Consider the following 24,008-nt stretch of genomic DNA (forward strand, 5'->3'; position numbering starts at 1 on the left):
GGCGTTCTCCTTCACTCGTCGGCGGTCACGGCGAGCCCGGCCAGCACGGCCCGGGCCAGCTCCGCCACGTGCGGCGGTTCGACCATGTCCCAGTGGTGGCCCGAAACCGGCGTCACCGTGAGCTCGCCGCGCGTGCGGGCGCGCCAGCTCTCCGGCCGCACCTCCGGGCGGCCCTTCACCGGGTGGGTGCCGGTGGAGGTGATGAGGTGGATGCCGGCGTCGACGACCGCGCGGCAGCGGTAGGCCTCGACGGCGTCCTTGCCGGCGAGGTAGACCCGCGCCATCTGCTCGACGACGGCGTTGCCCGCCACCTCCGAGACCATGCCGCGGTCGCGAGCCTCGGCGAGCATCTCGTCGAGGGTGTCGGCCGCTCCCGGGGCCAGCTTCAGCACGGCCTCGCCGAACCACGCCAGAGGGTCGCTGGTGTCGACTTCGGGCAGCGGGTTGCCGTAGTCGTCGACGCCGAGGACGGTCGCGTCGATGACGCACAGGTGCTCGACCGCGCGGCCGGCTTTTTCCAGCTGGGCGGCCATTTCGAAGGCCACCGAGCCGCCCTGCGACCAGCCGGCGAGCCGGATCGGGCGGTCGCCGACGACCGGCAGGAGGTCGGCGACGAACGCCGCGGCCAGCTCTTCGATGGTGTGCACCGGGTCCTCGCCGGGCGCGAACCCGGGGGCCTGCAGGCCGAACACCGGCAGCGCCGGGTCCAGCTCGGCCACCAGCTGCAGGTACGGGAACGGGCTCCCGGCGGTCGGCGGCAGCAGGAACAGCGGGGCGACGCCCGCGCGGCCCGGCGAGAGCGGGACGACCAGTCCCCCGCCGCTTTCCCCGGCGCGGAGGAGGTCGGCCAGCGCCCGGATCGTCGGCGCGCGGAAGACCTCGGCCAGGCCGACGGTCGCGCCCAGCTCGGCCTTGATCCGGTCGACCAGCACGACCGCCAGCAGCGAGTGGCCGCCGACGTCGAAGAAGCCGTCGGTGACGCCGACCTTCCGCCCGAGGAGGTCCTCCCAGAGCTTGGCGATGGCCATCTCCAGCTCGTCGCGCGGGAGCACCCCGGACGTCGACACCGGGGCGGCGTCCGGGACCGGCAGGGCGACCCGGTCGATCTTGCCGTTCGACGTCAGCGGCAGCGTGTCCAAAGTGGTCAACGTCGACGGGACCATGTACTCCGGCAGCCGCTCGGACAGGTGCGCCCGCAGCCTGTCGACGTCCACAGTGGACGGTGAGACGTACCCGGCGAGCGCGCCGTCGCGGACCACCGCGACCGCTTCGACGACGCCGGGGCCGCCGACGAGTGCGGCCTCGATCTCGCCCAGCTCGATGCGGTAGCCGCGGACCTTGACCTGGTGGTCGGTGCGGCCGACGAACTCCAGCCGCCCGTCCGGCAGGTAGCGGGCGAGGTCGCCGCTGCGGTAGATCCGGCCGGGGCCGAACGGGTTCGCCACGTACTTCGCGGCGGTGAGGCCCGGGTTGCCCGCGAAGCCCCGCGCGACCCCCGCGCCGCCCGCGTACAGCTCGCCCGTGACGCCGACGGGGACCGGCCGCAGGTGCTCGTCGAGGAGGTAGACCTCGGTGTTCCAGATCGGCCGGCCGACGGAGATCGGCGTGGTCACGCACTCGGCGGCGGGCAGCAGGTTGATCACGTTGGCCACCGACGTCTCGGTGTGGCCGTACTCGTTGGCCACGACGACGTCCGGGGCATTCTCGCGCCAGAACTCCAGGGCCTCGGCGGTGAGCTGCTCACCGCCGACGACCAGGTGCGCGGCCGCGTCGGCGGCTTCGGGCGTCAGGCACCGGCGCAGCGGTTCGAGGTGGGCCGGCGTGAGCTTGACGAAGCTGAACTTCCGGCCGCTCGACAGCACGTCGGCGAGGCCGGCCACCGGGTGCTCGTCCTCCGGCACCAGTGTCACGGTCGTGCCGCAGAGCAGCGGCAGGAACAGCCCGGTGACCGTGAGGTCGAAGGCGAGCGACGAGTGCACCGGGGCGCCGTCGCCCTCGTCGGCGCGGTAGGCCTGGCGGCACCAGTCGAGGTAGTGCAGCACCCCGCGGTGGCTGATCATCACGCCCTTGGGACGCCCGGTCGAGCCGGAGGTGTAGATGACGTAGGCGAGGTTCTCCGGGTCGGCGACCGGGTCCTGCCACGGCACCGGGTCGCCTGCGACCGGCTCGTCGGCGTACACCACGACGTCGCCGAGGTTCTCGCCGGCGTAACGGCGGGTGGTGACGAGCACGCGCGCGCCGGCCTGGCGGAGCATGTACTCCTTGCGGTCCTGCGGATACGCCGGGTCCAGGGGGATGTAGTGGCCGCCGGTCTTGAGGATGGCCAGCAGCACCGGCAGCAGCAGCGGGCCGCGTTCGCAGAGCACGCCGACCGGGGTCTCGACGCCGACGCCGTGGGCTCGCAGCCGCTGCGCCAGCCGGGTCGCGCGGGTTTCCAGGTCGGCGTAGGTCAGCTCGGCGCCGCCGCAGCGGACGGCGATCGCGTCCGGGGTGGACACCGCCTGGGCGGCGATCCGGCCGTGCAGCGTGCCGCGCAGGTAGGGCTCGGCGGTGGCGTTCCAGGTTTCGAGGAGCAGCTTCCGCTCGTCCGCGCCGAGGACGTCCACTTCGGACAGCCGGACGCCGGGCTTCGCAGCCAGTTCGGTGAAGAGCCGGACGAAGTGCTCGCCCATGCGGTCCATCCGGGCCTGGTCGAACAACGCGGTCGCGTATTCGAGGACGCCTTCCACGGACCCGTCGGCCTGACGGACGAAGGAGATCATCAGGTCGAACTTCGCCGTGCTCGAAGGCAGGTCCACCGACGACACCGCGAGGTCACCCAGCGTGCCCTCGCCATCGGAGGAGTCGTAGACCGCGAACATGACCTGGACGACCGGGGTGTGCGCGAGGTCGCGTTCCGGGGCCAGCTCCTGCACGAGGCGTTCGAACGGCAGGTCTTCGTGCGCCTGGTCGGCCAGGCGGGCCACCTTGACGCGGTCGGCGAGCGTCGCGAAGTCCGGGTCGCCGGAGAGATCGCCGCGGGCGACGACGGTGTTCACGAAGAACCCCACCATGTGCTCCAGCTCGGCCCGCGAACGCCCGGCGACCGGGGTGCCGACGGCGATGTCCTCGCGGCCGGTGTGCCGCCCGAGCACGACGTACGCGGCGGCGAGCAGCGTCACGAACGGCGTCGCACCCGCCCGCTTCCCCTGCTCCAGCACGGCTTCCGCGGCCGCCGCCGGGATGGTGAAGCGAGCCGACGCGCCGTGCGGGTCACGCTGGGCCGGCCGCGGGCGGTCGGCCGGCAGCTCCAGGGTCTCCAGCCCGGCGAGCCGGTCTTTCCAGTAGGCGAGGTCGGCCTCGTGGACGTCCACCCGGGACTGTTCCCAGGCCGCGAAGTCCGCATAGGACAGTTCGATCGGGGGCAGCTCGGCGCCGGTGTAGAGCTTGCGCAGGTCGTCGAGGAGGATCGGCAGCGACCAGCCGTCGCAGGCGATGTGGTGGACGTTCAGCGCGAGCACGTGCCGCTCCGGCGCCTCGCGGACCAGCAGCGCCCGGAACACCGGCCCGGCCGCGAGGTCGAACGGACGGCTGACGTACTCGGCGAGCACGGCGTCCAGGTCGCCGTCGACCACCGGCAGCTCGACCGGGGCCGGCGCCCCGATCACCTGACGCGGCTTGTTGTCCTCCGCGACGTACGTCGTGCGCAGGATCTCGTGCCGCGCGACCAGGGCGTCGAGCGAACGCCGGAGTGCGTCGACGTCGAGGGCGCCGTCGAGACGCAGCAGGAGCGGGACCGCGTACTCGGCGCTGTCCGGGTCGAGGCGGTCGAGGAACCACAACCGCTGCTGCCCGGCCGAAAGCGGGAGCGGCGCGCCGCGGTCGGCCCGGCCGAACGCGCGGGCCGGTGCGGCGGCCCGGCCGCGCAGCCGTTTCGCGAGCACCGCGGCCCGCAGCCGGGCGGCGCGCTCGGCGTCGGGCGCGCCGGCCTCCGGGCGGATGTCGAACGTGGTCATGCGCTGGCCTCCTCGGTGAGGGAGTCGAGGAGCTCCTGCTCGGACATGCCGGCGAGCTCGGCCTCGATCTCGGTGTGGACCACCGCGGCGAGCGCGGTGACCGTGGTGGTCTGGAACAGCACGGGCAGGGGCAGGTCCACGCCGAAGGCGGCCTGCAGCCGCATGCGGACCTTGGCGGCGAGCACGGAATGCCCGCCCAGTGCGAAGAAGTCGTCGCCGAGCCCGACGCGGGGCACGCCGAGGACCTCGGCCCAGATGTCGGCGATCAGCTGCTCCTCGGCACTGCCCGGGGCGACGTAGTCCGCCGTCTCCTCGGCCGGCTCGGGCAGCGCGGCCCGGTCGAGCTTGCCGCTGGCGTTGACCGGCAGCGCGTCGAGCACGACGAACGCGCTCGGCACGAGGTGCTCCGGCAGCCGCTGCCCGAGGAAGGTCCGCAGGTCCGCGGGCGTGACGTCGCCGACGGTGTAGGCGACCAGCCGTTTCTGGCCGGCCGGGTCGGGCTTGGCCAGCACGACCGCGGCCGTGAGCGCCGGGTGGGCCCGCAGCGCGGACTCGACTTCGCCGAGCTCGATGCGGAAGCCGCGGATCTTGACCTGGTCGTCGGTCCGGCCCAGGAACTCCAGCTCGCCGGCACGGGTGCGCCGGACGAGGTCGCCGGTGCGGTACATCCGCCCGCCCGCCGGGTTCGCCACGAACCGGCTCGCGGTGAGCCCGGGACGGCCGAGGTACCCGCGGGCCAGGCCCGGGCTCGCGACGTACAGCTCGCCCGCCACGCCCGGCGGCACCGGCTGGAGCCGGTCGTCCAGCACGTACGCCCGGGTGTGCTCGAGTGCCCGGCCGATGGTCACCTGCTCGCCCGGCACCAGGGGTTCCGACACCGTGGAGACGACCGTGGCTTCGGTCGGGCCGTACATGTTGAGCATCCGGCGCCCCGGCGCCCACTTCGCGACCAGGTCCGGCGGGCAGACGTCGCCGCCGACGACGACCGTGCGGAAGTCCGGCAGGTCCGGGTCTTCGACGGTGGCCAGTGCCGCGGGCGGGATCAGCGCGTGCGTCACGCGGCCCCCGGCGAGGACGTCCCGCAGCTGGTCGCCCAGGAGCGGGCCGGGCGGGGTGACGACCAGCGCGGCGCCGGTCGTCAGCGACGCGCACAGCTCCAGGATCGACGCGTCGAAGCTCGGTGACACGTACTGCAGCACCCGGTCGCCGGGGCCGACCCGGTAGGCGGCGACGGTGTTGGCCACCAGCGTGCCGAGGCCGGCGTGGCTGACGACGACCCCCTTCGGCCGTCCGGTCGAGCCCGACGTGTAGATCACGTACGCCGCGTTCTCCGGCTCGACTTCGACGTCGAGCGGACTTTCGTCCATTATGGACACCGGCAGCTCCCGCAGCGTGAGCACGGGGTTCGCGTCGTCGAGCATGTAGCGGATGCGCTCCTCCGGGTAGCTCGGGTCGACGGGGAGGAACGCGGCCCCGGTCTTGACGACCGCGAGCTGCGCCACGACCAGGTCGGCCGACCGCGGCAGCAGCAGCGCGACCACCGTCTCCGGACCGGCGCCCTGGCTTTGCAGGACCCGGGCCACACGGTTGGCCGCCGCGTCCAGTTCGCCGTAGGTCAGCGAGTCCGGTCCGGCCAGCACGGCCGGGGCGTCCGGGTCCCGCCGCACCTGGGCCTCGATGAGACTCGGGAAGGTCCCGCCGGGAGCGTGCCCGTCGAGCGGGGTGACCTCGGCCGCGTCCAGCATCGGGACGCGGTCCACCGGCCGCCGCGGGTCGGCGGCGAAACCGGCCAGCAGCCGGACGTACCGCTCGGCGAACCCGGCGACGGTGTCCTCGTCGAACAGCGCCACCGGGTACTCGAGGACGCCGTCGACCGCGCCGGACGGCTGCTCGCGCAGCACCATGGCGAGGTCGAACTTGGCCGCGCCGGTCTCGACGCCCAGGGGCTCGCAGTCCAGGTCACCGAGTTCCCAGCCGCCTTCGGACACCGTCTGCAGCGCGAACATGAGCTGCACCAAGGGGTTCCGGCTCGGGTCGCGGTCGGGCCGCAGCTCGGCGACGACCCGGTCGAACGGGACCTCCTGGTGGCTGAAGGAGTCCAGCGCGGTCTCCCGGACGCGCTCCAGCAGCTCGGTGAAGCCCGGCGAGCCCGTCAGGTCCGCGCGCAAGGCGAGGGTGTTGACGAACTGGCCGATCAGCCGTTCGGTATCGGGGTGGTCGCGGCCGGCGACCGGGCTGCCGACCGCGAACTCGCGCAGTCCGGTGTGCCGGGCGACGAGCACCTGGAACCCGGCCAGCAGCGTCATGAACAGGCTCGCCCGGGCCTGCGCGCCCAGCTCGCCGAGCCGGTTCGCCAGCTCGGCGGGGACGCTGAACTCGTACCGAGCACCACGCGGGTCGCGCACGGCGGGCCGGGGCCGGTCCGCGGGGAGCTGCACCACCTGCGGCACGCCGGCGAGCTGCGCCCGCCAGAACTCGACGTCGGCTTCGGTGGGCCGCGACCAGGTCGCGACGTCGGCGTACTGCACCGGCAGCGGCGGCAGGTCTACGCCGGCGTAGAGGTCGCGCAGCTCCTCGGCGAGGATGCCTTCGGACCAGCCGTCGAGGACGATGTGGTGCGCCGACAGGACCAGGACGTGGTCGTCCCCGGCCAGCCGGCCGAGGGCCGCGGCGAACACCGGCCCCGTGGCGAGGTCGATGGGCCGCGCCTCCAGGAACGGCTCGACCGCGTCGATGTCGGTGACCGGCAGCGGGACCGGGCCGGCCGGGTCGACGACCTGCTTCGGCTCGCCGTCCAGCTCGACGAACCGGGTCCGCAGGATCTCGTGCCGCTCGACCAGCTTCGTGAGTGCGGCGGCCAGAGCGTCGACGTCGAGCGAGCCGCGGAGGCGGACCGCGGTGGGCACCAAGTATTCCGCGCTCGACGGCGCCATCCGGTCGGCCAGCCACATGCCGACCTGGACGCCCGCGAGGGGCGCGGGGCCGTCGGGCCGCTTCAGGATCGCCTCGAACTCGCGCCGGGTGGCGCGGGTGACGGCGCCGGCGAGCTCCGCGACCGTGGGCGAGTCGAAGATGAGCCGGATCGGGATGTCCGCCGAGAGCCGTTTGCGCAGCTCGGCGACCACCCGGACGCCCAGCAGGGAGTGCCCGCCCAGGTCGAAGAAGTTGTCGTCGGCACCCACTCGCCCGACCCCGAGGACGTTCTGCAGCACTTCGGCGACCAGCTCGGCGACCGGACCCTCCGGGGCCCGGTACTCGGCGCCGGCGGCGGCCGGCGCGGGCAGTGCCTTGCGGTCGATCTTGCCGCTGGTCGTGCTCGGGAACTCGGGCAGCACGCTCAGCGCCGTCGGCACGAGGTAGACGGGCAGCCGCTCGCGCAGCTGTTCGCGGATCCCGGCCTCGGTGAGCGTGACGCCGGCCTGCGCGGTGACGTACCCGGCGAGGCGCTTGTCGCCCGGCGACGGCTGCCACACCGTGACGGCGGCTTCGCGGACACCGGGCAGCTCCAGGAGGACCTGCTCGACTTCGCCGGGCTCGACGCGGATGCCGCGGATCTTGACCTGCGAGTCCTGGCGGCCGAGGAAGGTCAGCGCGCCGTCGGGGGTGCGCAGGCCGCGGTCGCCGGTGCGGTAGAGCCGCTCGCCGGGGTGGAACGGGCTGGCCAGGAACGCCGCCGCCGTCTTGCCCGGGTGGCCGAAGTACCCGCGGGCCAGGCCGACACCGCCGATGAACAGGTCACCGGGGACGCCGACCGGGACCGGCCGGAAGTACTCGTCGAGGACGTGGATCTCGTTGTTCGCGATCGGCGAGCCGACGCTGACCGAGCCCGCGCCGTCGAGGTCGGCACGCACGCATTCGCGCATGGTCGAGTCGATCGAGACCTCGGTGGCGCCCCACTGGTTGTGGAGGGTCGCGGTGGTGCCGAGCCGGTCGAAGAACAGCTTCAGCAGTTCGGGCTGGAGGGCCTCGCCGCTGGTGATGACGTTGCGGACGGTCTTCAGCGCGACCTGGTCGGCCGGGGTCAGCTGCTCCAGGAACAACGTCAGCATGCTGGGCACGAACTGCAGGTTGACGACCCGGTGCCGCACGGCGCCGGCCAGGATCGCGGCCGGGTCGCGGTGCAGACCCGGCGGGATCAACGCGACGCGCCCGCCGACGACGAGCGGCCACAGGCACTCGATGGCGGCGTCGTCGAACACGAGCGTCGTCTTCTGGAGGACGGCTTCGCCCGGCTGGAGCCGGTAGGTGTCCTGGTGCCAGCGCAGCCGGTTGACCCAGCCGCGGTGGGTGCTCGCGACGCCCTTCGGCTTCCCGGTGGAGCCGGAGGTGTAGTAGATGGACACGAGGTTGTCGGGGTGGGTGGTGTCGTTCAGCGTCGGTGCTTCACCGTCCAAACCGGACACTTCGAGGAAGACGACGTCGCTGCTTTTCGGCGTCTTCGCGCCTTCGTTGACGAGGCAGACCGGCGAGTTCGCGTCACCGAGGATGCCGAGGACCCGCGGGTCGGGGGCGTCGGTCTCGATCGGGACGAACGCGCCGCCGGCCTTGAGGATGGCGACCAGGCCGACGATCAGGTCGATCGAGCGGTCCATTCGCAGCCCGACGGGGACGTCCGGGCCGACCCCGTGCTCGGTCAGCCGCGCGGCGAGGACTCCGGCCCGGCGTTCCAGCTCGGCGTAGTCGAGGTGGTCGTCGAGGTATTCGACGGCGACGGCGTCCGGGGTCTTGGTCGCCTGCTCGGTGATGAGGTGGTGCAGGCAGACGCTCTCGTCGTAGGCGACTTCGGTGTCGTTGACGCCCTGGACGAGGTGGTCGCGCTCGGCTCGGCTCAGGAGGTCCAGTTCGCCGACGGGGGTTCCGGGCGCTTCGGCGATCCTTTCCAGGAGCGTCGTGAAGTGGCCGGCCAGCCGCTCGATCGTGGCGCTGTCGAACAGGGCGGTCGGGTACTCGAAGATGCCGGTCATGGCACCGTCGGCGTCTTGGGCGAGAGCGAGTTCGAGGTCGAACTTGCTGACCCGGGTGTCGACGGCGAGCTGCTCGACGTCCACGCCGGGCAGCGTCCACCCGGCCTTCTCGGTGTTCTGGAGGGCGAACACGATCTGCACCAGCGGGGTGCGGGTGAGGTCGCGCTGCGGGCGCAGGAGCTCGACGATCCGGTCGAAGGGGACGTCGTCGTGGTCGAACGCGGCGAGGGTGCCGGCGCGGACCCGGCGCAACAGTTCCGTGAAGGCCGGGTCGCCGGTGAGGTCCGCGCGCAGCGGCACCATGTTCACGAAGTGGCCGACCAGCGGCTCGGTCTGCGGGTGGTTGCGGCCGGACACGGGGGTGCCGATCGCGAAGTCCCGCAGGGCGGTGTAGCGGCTGATCAGGACCTCGAAGGCGGCGAGCACGGTCATGAACAGGCTCGCGCCATGCTGCGCGCCCACCGCGCCCAGCCGGCTGACGACCTCGGCCGGGACGCGCACGGGGGTCTTGGCACCGGCGATGTCCCGGGTGAGGGGCCGCGGCCGATCGGCGGGCAGCTCGGCGACGTGCGGCATGCCGTCGAGGGCGTGGCGCCAGAAGTCGAGCCCGGCTCGGTCGGTTTTCTCGGACTGCCACGCGGCGACGTCACCGAACTGCACGGGGAGGGCGGCCGGCCGGATCCCGGCGTAGTGGTCGCGGAGTTCGGCGGCGAGGACGCCCATGGACCACCCGTCGGCGACGATGTGGTGCAGGAGCAGGACGAGGACGTGGTCGGTGGGCGAGACCCGGCCCAGCGCGGCGCGGAAGACGGGGCCCTGTTCGAGGTCGAGCGGAGTGTCCACTTGGGACCGGACGAAGGCGTCGACGTCGGTCACGTCGGTCACCGGGAGCGGGACCGGGCGGACCGGATCCACCACCTGGGCCGGCTCGCCGTCGACCTCCACGAAGCGGCTGCGCAGCACCTCGTGGCGGGCCACCACCGCCGACAGCGCGCCGCCCAGCGCCGCCACGTCCAGGTCTCCGCCGATGCGCAACGCCAACGGCACCAGGTACTCCGCCGAGCCCGGCGCGAGCCGCTCGGCGAACCAGAGTCCGCGCTGCACGGGCGAAAGCGGCGTCCTCTCATCGCGGTCGCGGACCGGGATCGGCTCGAAGTCCGCTGTGGACGCGTCCGGCACGAGCCGGGCCAGTGCCGCGATCGTCGGGGCTTCGAACAGCGCCCGGACGCCCAGCCGCACGCCGAACTCCGTGCGCATGCGGCCGGTCACCTTCGCCGCCAGCAGCGAGTGCCCACCCAAGGCGAAGAAGTTGTCCTCGACTCCGGGTTCCGGGACACCGAGAACGTCGGCCCAGATCGCGGCGAGGGCGACCTCCACCGGCGTCCGCGGCGCGACGTGCCCCGCGACGACCCGCTGAGGCGCCGGCAGCGCGGCACGGTCGAGCTTGCCGTTCGCGGTCCGCGGCAGCTCGGACAGGGGCACGATCACCGACGGCACCAGGTACTCCGGCAGCCGTGCGGCCGCGAAGTCACCGAGGACCGCCGGATCCGCGGTGCCGACGACGTAGGCCACCAGTACCCCGTCCCGGACCACGACCGCGGCCTGCGTGACTCCGTCGTGAGCGGCCAGCACGGCCTGCACCTCGCCCGGCTCGACGCGGAAGCCGCGGATCTTGACCTGGTCGTCCGCACGACCGGCGTACTCGAGGACGCCGGCCGTCCACCGCGCGAGGTCGCCCGTGCGGTACATCCGCTCCCCCGGGACGAACGGCGACGCCACGAACCGCTCCGCGGAAAGCCCGGGCTGCCCGAGGTAGCCGTGCGCGGTACCGACCCCCGACAGGTACAGCTCGCCGACGACCCCGGCGGGCACCGGCCGCAGCCGCGCGTCGAGGACGTACGCGTGCTTGCCGGTGACCGGCCGCCCGATCGGGACCGGCCCGTCCACCGCCGTGACCGCGTGGAACGTGCTGAAGCCCATCGTCTCGGCCGGCCCGTACCCGTTGATCACCGCGACGTGCGGGTACGCACTCAGCACCTTCGCCAGGTGCGCGGGCGAGGCCGCCTCACCGCCGGTCATCGCGCGGCGGACCGTCGCGAACACCGCCGGGTGCTCGTCGACCAGGAAGTTGAACAGGCTCGCCGAGACGTCCAGGACCGTGACGTCGTGCGCCACGACCAGGTCCTCGATCAGCGCCGGCTCGGGCCGCTGGCCGGGCTGGAGCACGACCGTGCCCCCGGCCAGCAGCGGGCCGAGCAGCTGCGTGCCGAACGCGTCCCACGACACCGGCGCGCACTGCAGCCAGACGTCGTCCGGGCCGAACCCGGCGTAGTCCTGGCCGGTCAGCGTGCCGACGACCGCGCGGTGCGGAGCCGCTACCGCCTTCGGAACGCCGGTGGAGCCGGAGGTGAACATGACGACGGCGAGGTCGTCCGGGCTGCCGGGCAGGCCGAGGACGCCGCCGTCGCGGACGGCGATCGCGGCCGCCTCTTCGACGACGTCGATCCGGCGCCACGGCAACGAGCGCCCGTCAGTGACGACGACCGCGGCCGACGTCCGCCGCAGCGCCCCGACGAGGCGTTCGGCCGGGAAGTCCGTGTCCAGCACGGTGTAGGCGGCCCCGGCCTTGAGCACGGCGAGCAGCGCGACGGCCAGTCGCGGCGACCGTCCGATGTGGACCCCGACCAGGTCGCCCCGGCGGACGCCCTCGGCGACGAGGTGCCGGGCGAGCCGGTTGGCCTCGGTGTCGAGCTGGCCGTAGGTGAGCGACGAGCCCTCGAAGACCAGTGCGGTCGCGTCCGGCGCCCAGGCCGCCTGCCGTTCGACCAGCTCGTGCAGCCGCATCGCCGGGGCGGTGACCTCGGTGGTCCCGAAAGCGAGCAGCTCGGCCCGTTCCGCCGTGGTCAGCAGGTCCAGGTCGGCCAGCGGAACGTCCGGAGTGGACACAGCCGCGGTGAGGAACCGCGCGAACCGCTCGGCGATCGAGGCGGCCGTGACCGCGTCGAACAGGTCGGCCGCGTACTCCAGCTGCCCGGTCAGCCCGGCCGGAGTGCCGTCGGCGAAGACGTTCTCCTCGATGCCCGCGGTCAAGTCGAACTTGGCGACGTCGCGGCGGACCGTGACGCCTTCGGTGGCCAGACCCGGCAGGCTCAGCTGCGCGGTGGCGTTGTTCTGCAGCACCAGCATCACCTGGAACAGCGGGTGCCGCGCGGCCGACCGAGCCGGGTTCAGCTCCTCGACGACCCGCTCGAACGGGACGTCGGCGTGCGCCAGCGCGGCCAGCCCGGCGTCGCGGACGCGGGCCAGGAGCTGCCGGAACGTCGGCTGCCCGGAGACGTCGGTGCGCAGGACGAGGGTGTTGACGAAGAACCCGGCGAGGTCGTCGAGCGCGGTGTCGCCGCGGCCGGCGACGGCGGTCCCGAGCGGGACGTCGTCGCCCGCGCCGAGCCGTGACAGCAGGGCCGCGAACCCGGCCTGCAGTGCCATGAACAGCGTCGCGCCACTCCCTCGCGCCAGGTCGGCCAACGCGAGGTGGACCTCCGCACTGAGCGCGAAGTCCACCGAACCGCCGCGGTGGCTCGCGACAGCCGGGCGGACCCGGTCGGCGGGCAACGCCAGTTCTTCGGGCGCGCCGGCGAGGGCGTCCCGCCAGAACGCGAGCTGGCCGGTGATCTCCGGTTCGTCGAGGACTTCTCGCTGCCACAACGTGTAGTCCGCGTACTGGATCGGCAGCGGCGCCCAGTCCGGCGCGGCGCCATCGAGGCGCGCCGCGTAGGCGGTGGCCAGATCCCGCCACAGCGGCGCGGCCGACCAGCCGTCGGAGGCGATGTGGTGCAGCACCAGCAGCAGCACGTGGTCGTCCTCGGCCACCGCGACGAGGTGCGCGCGGATCGGCAGCTCGGTGCGCAGGTCGAAGACGTGCGCGGCGGCCTCGGCGAGCACGTCGTCCAGCGCGTCCTCAGTGGACTCGACGACCGTCCAGGGGATCGGCGGAGAGGTCAGGATCTCCTGCCATGGCTCGCCTTCGTGCGAGGGGAACACCGTCCGCAGCGACTCGTGCCGCTCCACGACGTCGGCCAGCGCCGCTCGCAGAGCGGACACGTCGAGCGTGCCGCGAAGACGCAGCGCGCGGGGCACGTCGTAGCCCGCGTTGGCCTCCTCGGCTTGGTCGACGAACCACAGCCGCTGCTGCGCGAACGAGAGCGGCAGCCGCTCCGGACGCTCGCGGCGCGTCACCGGCGGCCGCGCCGGGGCGGCGTCACCGAGCACCTCGGCGAGCCCGGCGACGGCCGGGGTGCGGAACAGGTCGCGGATGCCCAGCTCGACGCCGAGCACCGAGCGGACGCGGCCGATCAGCCGGGCGGCCAGCAGTGAATGCCCGCCCAGGTCGAAGAAGCTGTCGTCGAGACCGACCTCGGGCACCCCGAGCACCTCGGCGAAGAGTCCACAGAGGACGTTCTCGGTGACGGTCCGCGGCCGGCGGCGCAGGCCCGCGGCGAAGTCCGGCGCGGGCAGCGCACGGCGATCCAGCTTGCCGTTGGCCGTCCGGGGCAGCTCGGGCAGCGGCACGATCGCCGACGGCACCAGGTAGTCCGGCAGCCGGTCGGCCAGGTACGCCCGCAGCGCGGCCGGCTCGGCCGAGCCGACGACGTACCCGAGCAGCCGCCCGTCGCGGACGACGACCGCGGCCTGCTCGACCCCGTCGTGGCGGGCCAGCACCGCCCGGACCTCGCCGGGTTCGACGCGGAAGCCGCGGACCTTGACCTGGTCGTCGGCGCGGCCGACGTACTCGAGGACGCCGTCGGCGTTCCACCGCACCAGGTCGCCGGTGCGGTACATCCGCTCCCCCGCCACGAACGGCGAGGCGACGAACCGCTCGGCAGTGGCGCCGGGCAGGCCGCGGTACCCGTCGGCGAGGCCGTGCCCCGCGAGGTACAGCTCACCCGTCACGCCGGGCGCGGCCAGGGCGAGGTGCGCGTCGAGGACGTACGCGCGCTTGCTCGCCACCGGCCGGCCGATCGGGATGGCGATCCCACCGAGGTCGGCCGATGTGATCGGGTGGAACGTCGTGTAGCCCATGCTCTCGGCCGGGCCGTAGCCGTTGATCAGCGCGACGTCCGGGTACTCGCGCAGCGCCTTCGTCACGTGCTCGACGGACGCCGGCTCGCCGCCGGTCATGGCGCGGCGCAGCACGCTGAAGACCTGCGGCTCCTGGTCGAGCAGGTAGTTGAACAGGCTCGCCGAGGCGTGCAGGACGGTGACGCCGTGCTCGACGACAAGGGCGGCGATGCGGTCCGGCTCGGGGTTCTGGCCGGGCTGCAGGACCGTCCGGCCGCCGTAGAGCAGCGCGCCGAACAGCTGGAGCGCGAAACCGTCCCACGACACCGGCGCGCACTGGAGCCACACCTGGTCCGCGTCGAAGGGGGCGTAGGCCTGGCCCATGGTCGCGACCACACCGCGGTGCGAGGTGGCGACCCCCTTGGGCACGCCGGTGGAGCCCGAGGTGAACATGACGCAGGCCAGGTCGGCCGGGGTCAGCTCGACGCCGGGGTTCGTGGTGTCCGGGTGGTCCGGGATCGCCGTCAGGACCCGTCGCACGCCGGCCTGCTCGGTGACCGCGGCCAGGCGCTCGGCCGGGTAGCTCGGGTCCAGGAGGGTGTACGCGGCACCGGACTTGAGGACCCCGAGCACCGCCACGGCGAAGTCGAGGCCGCGGTCGAACAGGACCCCGACCACCTCGCCGCGCCGGACGCCGTCGTCCAGCAGGTGGTGGGCGACCCGGTTGGCGCGGGCGTTCAGCTCGCCGTAGGTCAGCGACTCGCCCTCGAACAGGATCGCGACGGCACCGGGGTCCTGCCGTTCGACGATGGTGTGCAGGCAGTCCTCAGGCGTGGCGCTCACCTCCACCGCGTTGCCCGAAGTCAGCACGAGGTCGCGTTCGGTGCTCGTGAGGACGTCGAACGCCGCGACCGACGTCGTGGGCGCGTCGGCGATCTGCTCGAGGAGCCGGACGAACGCGCTCGCCAGCCGCTCGGCCGTGGCGGCGTCGAACAACGCCGTCGCGTACTCGAAGGCACCGGTGATCCCTCCGGCATGTTCCTCCAGGGCGACGGTGAGGTCGAACTTGGCGACCGCGCGGGCCACCTCGTACGGCTCGGTGTCCACTCCGGACAGCGCGACGGCCGGAGTGTCCTGCTGCAGCACCAGCATCACCTGGAACAGCGGGTGCCGGGACGCCGAGCGGGCCGGGTTCAGCTCCTCGACCAAGCGCTCGAACGGGACGTCGTCGTGCTCGAACGCGCTCAGATCGGCCTCGCGGACGCGGTCCAGCAGCTCGGTGAACGCCGGGGCGCCGCTGACGTCGGTCCGCAGGACGAGGGTGTTGACGAAGAACCCGACGAGGTCGTCCAGCGCCGGGTCGGGACGGCCGGCGACCGGGGTGCCGATCGGGATGTCGTCCCCGGCACCGAACCGCGCGAGCAGCGTCGCGAGGGCGGCCTGCAGGACCATGAACAGGGTGGCGCGGTGCCCGGCCGCCAGCTCCAGGAGCCGGGTGTGCAGCTCGGCCGGGATCGCGACCGCCGCCGACCCGCCGGTGTGGTCCGCGGTGGCGGGCCGGACGCGGTCGTACGGCAGTGCCAGCTCCTCGGGCAGTCCGGCGAGCGCGTCCGCCCAGTACGCGACGTCGCTGTCGAGTTCCCGTTGCCACAGCGTGTAGTCCGCGTACTGGACCGGCAGCGGCGCCCACTTCGGACGCCCACCTTCGAGACGCGCGGCGTAGGCGGTGGCGAGGTCGCGCAGCAGGACCGGGATCGACCAGCCGTCGCCGGCGATGTGATGGGTCAGCACCAGCAGGACGTGCTCGTCGCCTCCGCTGAACAGCCACGACCGCACAGGCGGCGCGGCGGCCAGGTCGAACGGCGTCCGCGCGGCCTCGGCGACCGAGCCGGTCGTGACCTCGAACGGGACCTCGAAGGAGTCCAGGATCACCTGGTACGGGCCGGACTCGTCCTCGGCGTAGTACGTGCGCAGGGCTTCGTGCCGTCCGGCCACATCGGACAGTGCGGCCGCCAGCGCGGTCGCGTCGACGTCGCCGCGCAGCCGCAAAGCGATCGGCATGTGGTACGAGACGTCGGCACTGTCCATCCGGGACAGGAACCACAACCGCTCCTGGCCGGGAGACAGCGGCAGGCGGCCGGGACGCTGGCGGCGCGTGACCGCCGGACGCGCGGCGACGGCGTCCCCGAGGCTCTCGCTGAGCCCGGCGACGGTCGGGTTCGCGAACAGCGCCCGCACGGTGACGTCGAGGCCCAGCACCGCGCGGATCCGCCCGGCGAGCCGGGTGGCCAGCAGGGAGTGGCCGCCCAGGTCGAAGAAGCCGTCGTCGACGCCGACCTCGGGCACCCCGAGGACCTCGGCGAACAGCTCGCACAGCGCATGCTCGCGGGCGGTGCGCGGGAGCCGGCCGGTGCCGCTGTCCAGGGCCGGCGCGGGCAGGGCCTTGCGGTCGAGCTTGCCGTTCGGGGTCCGGGGCAGCTCGTCGAGCAGCACGAACGCCGAGGGCACCATGTACCCGGGCAGGGCGGCGGCGAGGTGCCGGCGCAGGTCGTCGAGCTCGACACTTCCGTGCGCCACGACGTAGGCGACCAGGCGCTTGTCGCCGGGCCGGTCCTCGCGGACGACGACCGCGCGCAGCGCGACGGCCGGGTGCGTGGCCAGCACGGCCTCGATCTCGCCCAGCTCGATGCGGAAGCCGCGGATCTTGACCTGGTGGTCGACGCGGCCGAGGAACCGGATCTCGCCGTCGCGGCGGCGGGCGACCAGGTCGCCGGTGCGGTACATCCGCTCCCCCGCCGCGAACGGCGAGGCGACGAACCGGTCGGCGGTGAGGTCGGGGCGGCCGAGGTAGCCGCGCACGACGCCGTCCCCGGCGAGGTAGAGCTCGCCCGGCACGCCCGCCGGCACCGGCCGCAGCGCGCCGTCCAGCACGTGGACCTGGGTGTTCGCGATCGGCGTGCCGATGGTCGGCGCGCCCTCGCCGACGCGGGCCGTCGTCGACCAGATCGTCGTCTCGGTCGGGCCGTACATGTTGGTCACCGACGCGGCCCGCGCCCGCAGCGCGACGGCCAGGTCGTCCGGCAGGGCTTCGCCGCCGACCAGGACGTGCACGCCGGAGAGGTCGACGGGCTCGGCCAGCAGCGCGTGGAACAGGCTCGGCGTGGCCTGCAGGAGCGTGACGTCGTTCTCGGCGAGCGCGGCCAGCGCGCGGGTGTCGCGCACGTCGTCGCGGCCGGCGAGGACGACGGTCGCCCCGGCCAGCAGCGGCGCGAAGATCTCCAGGCCGGCGATGTCGAACCCGACGGTCGTGACGGCCAGGAGCCGGTCGTCCGGGGCGATGCCGAACCGCTCGACCATGTCCAGCAGGAAGTTGAGCAGCGGCCGGCGCGGCACGACGACCCCCTTGGGGCGCCCGGTCGAGCCGGACGTGAAGATCACGTACGCGGGGCTGTCCGGCGACGCCGTATGCGGCAGATTCTCCGTCCGCTCCGTGAAGACGAGGTCGTCGCGGGTCAGGACCAGGGCCGGGGCGGCGTCCTCCAGCATCATCGCCAGCCGGTCCTCCGGGTACTCCAGGTCGAGCGCGAGGTAGCCCGCGCCGGTTTTGAGCACGGCCAGCATCGCGATGACCAGCTGTTCGTCGCGGGGCAGGGCGAGGGCGACGTACCGCTCGGGCCCGGCGCCACGCGCGGCGAGGTGGTGGGCGAGCCGGTTGGCCCGGGTGTTCAGTTCGGCGTAGGTCAGGGTCGTGGCGCCGAACTCCAGCGCGGGCGCCTCCGGGGTGGCCGCGGCCTGCGTCTCGAACAGCTCGATCACCGAAGTGTCCGGCAGCGGCCGGGCCGTTGCGCTGTTCGCCGTCTCGATGGCCACGCGCTCGCCGCCCGACAGCAAGTCCATAGTGGACAGTGCGGCGTCCGGGGCGTCGACCGCGGCGGTGAGCAGGCGGACGAACCGGTCGGCCAGGTCGGCCGCGGTACCCGGGTCCAGGAGGTCGGTCGCGTACTCGAGGTAGCCCCCGATGCCGGCGGCGTTCTCCTCCAGGTTGAGGGTGAGGTCGAACTTCGCCGTCGCGGTGGTCACCGGCACGTCCGCCGCGGCCAGGCCGGGCAGGGTCAGGTTCGCCGCGACGTTGTTCTGCAGCGCCAGCATCACCTGGAACAGCGGGTGCCGCGCGGTCGAACGGGCCGGGTTCAGCCGCTCGACGACCCGCTCGAACGGGACGTCCGCGTGGTCGAACGCCTTGAGCGAGCTTGCGCGGACCCGGCGTACCAGGTCGGTGAAGCTCGGGTCACCGCTGAGGTCGGTCCGCAGCACCAGAGTCGTGACGAAGAAGCCGACGAGGTCGTCGAGCGCGGCGTCCGGCCGGCCCGCCGACGGGGTGCCGACGGCGACGTCGTCCCCGGCGCCGAGCCGGGACAGCAAGGCCGCGAACCCGGCCTGCAGCACCATGAACAGCGTCGCGTGCTCGCCCCGGGCGAGGTGCAGGAGCCGGGCGTGCAGGTCCGCGTCGAGGGTCACCGGGACGGTCGCGCCGCGGTGGCTCGCGACCGGCGGGCGCGGGTGGTCGAAGGGCAGGGCGATCTCGTCGGGCAGCCCGGCGAGCGCGTCCGCCCAGTAGTCCAGCGAGTCTTCGGGCAAATCCTGTTGCCACAGAGCGTAGTCCGCGTACTGCACCGGCAGCGGTGTCCACTTCGGAGCATCGCCGGCCGCGCGGGCGGTGTAGGCGGCCGACAGGTCGCGCAGGAGCGGACCGAGGGACCAGCCGTCGCCGGCGATGTGGTGGGTGACGATCACCAGGACGTGGTCGTCGCCGTCGGGGATCAGCGCGGCGCGGATCGGGAGGTCGGCGGCCAGGTCGAACGCGCGGGCGGCGAACTCGGCGACGTCGGTCGCGGCTTCGGTCCACGGCAGCCCGGTGAGCGGGCGGATCTCCTGGCGGGGCACGCCGTCGGTGTCGGGGAACACCGTCCGCAGCGCCTCGTGCCGCTCGACGACGTCGGCGAACGCCTGCCGCAGCGCGGGGACGTCGAGGGCGCCGGTCAGCCGCAGCGCACGCGGGACGTTGTAGGTGGCGCCGGCCTGGTCGAGCTGTTCGACGAACCACAGGCTGCGCTGCGCCGAGGAGAGCGGCAGGACGTCCGGGCGCGGCCGGGCCACGACGGCCGGGCGGGCGGCGCGGGCGGTGTCGAGCACGGCGGCCAGCCCGGCGACGGTCGGGGCGCGGAAGACGTCCGCGACGCCGATCCGGACCCCGAGCACCGCGCCGACGCGGGCGACGAGCCGGGCGGCGAGCAGCGAATGCCCGCCGAGGGCGAAGAACCCGTCGTCGACGCCAACCGTCTCGACGCCGAGCACGTCGGCGAAGAGTCCACAGAGGACTTCTTCACGCGGGGTGCGCGGCGCGCGGGTCGTGCTCGTGCGCTCGGGGGCGGGCAGCGCGCGGCGGTCGAGCTTGCCGTTGGGCGTCAGCGGCAGCGCGTCGAGCAGGACGAACGCGCTCGGCACCAGGTGTTCCGGCAGCCGCTCGGCCAGGTAGGCACGGAAATCCGCCGGCGAACCCACGACGTAGGCGACCAGGAGCTTCTGGCCGGGTCGGTCCTCGCGGACGACCACGGCGGACTCGGTGACGGCCGGGTGCGTGCCCAGCGCCGTCCGGATCTCGCCCGGCTCGACGCGGAACCCGCGGATCTTGACCTGGTCGTCGGCGCGACCGGCGTACTCGAGGACGCCGTCGGCGCGGCGGCGGACCAGGTCACCGGTGCGGTACATCCGCTGCCCCGGTTCGAACGGGCTGGCCACGAACCGCACGGCGGTGAGGTCGGGGCGCCCGACGTAGCCGTCCGCGATGCCGCCACCTGCGGCGTACAGCTCGCCGACGACGCCGGGCGCGACCGGCCGCAGCCGCTCGTCCAGGACGTAGGCGCGCTTGCCGTTGAGCGGCACGCCGATCGGGATGGGCGCGCCGGTGAGGTCGGCCGCCGTGACGCGGTGGCAGCTGACGAAGATCATGTTCTCGACCGGCCCGTAGGCGTTGCTGAACGCCACCTCCGGGTGGCTTTCGAGGGCCTTGGTCAGGTGAGCTACCGACGCGACTTCGCCGCCGGTGTAGACGTGGCCGACCTGCGAGAAGACGGCCGGGTACTCGTCGAGGAGGAAGTTCAGGAGGCTGGCGGAGGCGAACATCGTCGTGACGCCGTGGCGCTCGACCAGGTCGGCGATCAGCGCGGGCTCGGGCTTGGGGCCGGGCTGCAGGACGCAGGTCGCGCCGGTGAGCAGCGCCCCGAACAGCTCGAACGCGAAGGCGTCCCAGGAGACGGGCGCGGTCTGCAGCCAGACGGCACCGGTGTAGCCCTGGCCGAGGATCGTCGTCGCGACGGCTTCGTGCGAGGCGATGACACCCTTCGGCGTGCCGGTGGAGCCCGAGGTGAACATGACGCAGGCGGGCCCGGCCGGGTCGACGTGCCGGCCCGGTGCCCGGGTGGCCGGCACCACGGTCGACAGGTCGTCGAGCACGATCGGAGTGTCGACCTGCTCGGCCAGCAGCTGCCGCCGCTCGGCCGGGAACGACGGGTCCAGCAGCGTGTAGCCGCAGCCGGCCTTGAGCACGCCGAGGATGGCGGCGACCAGGCCGGGGCCGCGGTCGAGGCAGATCGCGACGATCCGCCCGGCCGGGACGCCGGCCAGGAGCGCGGCGACGCCGTTCGCGCGGGCGTCCAGCTCGGCGTAGGTGACCGTCTCGGCCTCGAACAGCAGCGCGGCGCGGTCCGGCGTGCGGCGGGCGTGGCTCTCGACCAGCTCGTGCAGGGTGACGGCCGGCGCGGCGGGGGCGGACATCCCGCCGGTCTCGGCCTGGATCCGCTCGGCGCCGTCGAGGAGGCCGAGGTCGCCGATGCGGGTGTCCGGGTGCTCGGCGACGGCGGCGAGGACGCGCAGCAGGCGGCCGGCCAGCGTGGCGGCGGTGTCGCGGTCGAACAGGTCGCTCGCGTACTCCAGCAGGCCGGTCAGCTCGCCGTCGCGTTCCTCGAAGATCGCGGCCAGGTCGAACTTCGCGTAACCGATGTCGACGCGCTCGCCGGCGGCGCGGACACCCGGGAGGTCCAGCTCGGCGGCGAGGTTGTTCTGCAGGACGAGGAGCACCTGGAACAGCGGGTGGCGGCCCAGCGAGCGGGCCGGGTTCAGCTCCTCGACGACGCGCTCGAACGGCACCTCGGAGTGCTCGAACGCGGCCAGGCACGTCTCACGGGCGCGGTCGAGCAGCTCGCGGAACGTCGGGTCGCCGCCGGTGGCGGTGCGCAGGACGACGGTGTTGACGAAGAACCCGACGAGGTCGTCGAGGGCGGCGTCGGTGCGGCCCGCGACCGGCGAGCCGACCGGGACGTCGTCGCCGGCGCCGAGGCGGGACAGGAGCGCGGCGAACGCGGCCTGCAGGACCATGAACAGCGTCGCGCCCTCCGCCGCGGCCAGTGCGGCCAGGCGGCGGTGGACGTCGGCGGGCACGTCCATCGGGACGACCCCGCCGCGGTGGCTCGCGACCGGCGGACGCGGGCGGTCGGCGGGCAGCGGCAGCTCCTCGGGAAGGCCGGCCAGTGCGTCCCGCCAGTAGGCCAGATCGCGCTCGACGGGGAGTTCCTGTTGCCACAGCGTGTAGTCCGCGTACTGGACCGGCAATGTCGTCCATTGTGGAGAGTCTCCGGCGACGCGGGCCGCGTAGGCGGTCGACAGGTCACGCAGGAGCGGGGCGAACGACCAGCCGTCACTCGCGATGTGGTGCACGACCAGCAGCAGCACGGCGGCGTCGCCGGGCAGGGTGAAGAGCGTCGCGCGGATCGGGAGTTCGCGGGCGAGGTCGAAGGCGGCCTCGGTGGCCGCGGTCAGATCGACGGCGAGGGTGTCCTCAGTGGACGTTTCGAGGGCCCACGGGACTTTCCCGGACGGCAGGACGTGCTGAACCGGCTCGTCGCCGTCGCTCGCGAAGATCGTGCGGAGGGTTTCGTGGCGGGCGACCACGTCTTCGACGGCGCTCCGCAGCGCGCCCGCGTCGATCGGGCCGTCGAGACGGACGGCCTGCGGGACGTGGTAGCTCGCGTTCCGGGTGTCGGCCTGGTCGAGGAACCACAGCCGGCGCTGCGCGAACGACAGCGGCATCGGCTCGGGGCGCGGCCGCGGGGTCAGGGCCGGGCGGGCTTCGGGCGCGCCTTCGAGGAGCTCGGCCAGGCCGGCCGGGGTCGGCGCGCGGAAGACGTCGCCGATGGCCGCTTCGACGCCGAGCGTCGCGCGGATGCGGGAGACGAGCCGGGCCGCCAGCAGCGAGTGGCCGCCGAGGGCGAGGAAGCCGTCGTCGATGCCGACGCCGTCGACGCCGAGGATCTCGGAGAACAGCGCGCAGAGCGCCGCTTCGCGGGGGGTGCGCGGGGCGCGGCCGGTGCGGGCCGCGGACCAGTCCGGTGCGGGGAGGGCCTTGCGGTCCAGCTTGCCGCTCGGGGTCAGCGGCAGGTCGTCGAGGACGACGAAGGCGGCCGGGACCATGTACTCCGGCAGGTTCTCCGCGAGGGCCGCGCGCAGGGCGTCGACGTCGGGTGCGAGGCCGTCCGGGACGACGTAGCCGACCAGGCGCTGGTCACCGGCGCGGTCTTCACGGGCCAGCACACACGAGCCGCCGACGCCAGGCTGCCGGTCCAGGACGGCTTCGATCTCGCCCAGCTCGACGCGCAGGCCGCGGATCTTCACCTGGTGGTCGGTGCGGCCGAGGTACTCCAGCGCGCCGTCTTCCGACCAGCGCGCGAGATCGCCGGTTCGGTACATCCGCTCCCCCGGCTCAAAGGGGCTGGCCACGAACCGCTCGGACGTCAGGCCCGGCCGGTCGTGGTAGCCGCGGGCCAGCTGGATCCCGGCGAGGTACAGCTCACCGGCTACACCGGGCGCGACCGGGTTCAGCTCGGCGTCGAGGACGTAGGTGCGGGTGTTCCACACCGGACGTCCGATGGGGACTGTCCTTTGTGCCGGGTCGCACGCCCAGTAGGTGACGTCGACCGAGGCTTCGGTCGGGCCGTAGAGGTTGTGCAGCTCGACGCCGGGCAGCGTCTCGAAGAACCGGGCCTGCAGCTCGGCGGGCAGGGCTTCGCCGCTGCACAGGACGCGGCGCAGGCCGGTGCAGGTCGCGGCGGCGGGGTCGAGCAGGAACGCCTGCAGCATCGACGGGACGAAGTGGACGGTCGTGATCCGCTCGGCGCGGATCAGCCCGGCCAGGTAGGCGGGGTCGCGGTGGCCGCCGGGGCGCGCGAGGACGAGCGTGGCGCCGGTCAGCAGCGGCCAGAAGAACTCCCAGACGGAGACGTCGAAGCTGGACGGCGTCTTCTGCAGCACGCGGTCTTCGGCGGTCAGGCCGTACTCGGCCTGGGTCCAGGCGAGCCGGTTGACGATGCCTTCGTGCGGCACCAGCACGCCTTTGGGGCGGCCGGTGGAGCCGGAGGTGTAGATGGCGTACGCGAGGTCCTTGGTGGACGTCGTCGTTTCCGGCTCGGCGGCCGTGCGGAGGTCGAGCGTGTCGAGGCAGATCGTCTCGGCGTCGAAGAGGCTTCTGTGGTGGGTTTGGGTGAGGACGACCGGCGCGGCGCTGTCGGCGACCATGTAGGCCAGCCGGTCGGCCGGGTAGTCTGGGTCGAGCGGGACGTAGGCGCCGCCGGCCTTGAGCACCCCCAGCAGGGCGATCACCAGCTCAAGGGATCGGTCGGCGCAGACGCCGGTGAGGACGCCGGGGCCCACGCCCCGCTCGACCAGGAGGTGCGCGAGCCCGTTGGCCCGTCCGTGGAGTTCGCGGTAGGTCAGGGACTCGCCTTCGAACACCAGCGCCGTCGCGTCCGGGGTGCGGGCCGCCTGCTCGGCGAGCAGCCGGGCGAGCGTGCGGCCCGCGCCCGGGACGTCGGTGGTGGTGTCGTTCCAGGCCGCCAGCAGCTGCCGGGTGTCGTCGTTCACGTAGATCAGCTCCAGTTCG

At 73.7% G+C, this 24,008-nt stretch carries 2 protein-coding genes; both read right to left on the bottom strand.

The genetic code is table 11. The features are described 5' to 3' along the window. Positions 1–11: 11 nt before the first annotated feature. Positions 12–3,995, bottom strand: coding sequence for a non-ribosomal peptide synthetase (locus tag ACZ7OU_RS36460; protein ID WP_470258729.1), 3,984 nt, complete (start codon positions 3,993–3,995; stop codon positions 12–14). After that, entirely contained in the window at positions 3,992–24,004 is a 20,013-nt protein-coding gene (locus ACZ7OU_RS36465; protein ID WP_470259035.1) for a non-ribosomal peptide synthase/polyketide synthase, read from the bottom strand. Before ACZ7OU_RS36465 ends, ACZ7OU_RS36460 begins: the two co-directional genes overlap by 4 nt. Positions 24,005–24,008: the final 4 nt, after the last annotated feature.

It is taken from the genome of Amycolatopsis sp. NPDC114505 (assembly GCF_055633615.1).

What these genes read in the sequence shown, in the direction of transcription:
- ACZ7OU_RS36460 (WP_470258729.1), bottom strand. Translation starts at nt 3,995, where the DNA reads ATGACCACGTTCGACATCCGCCCGGAGGCCGGCGCGCCCGACGCCGAG.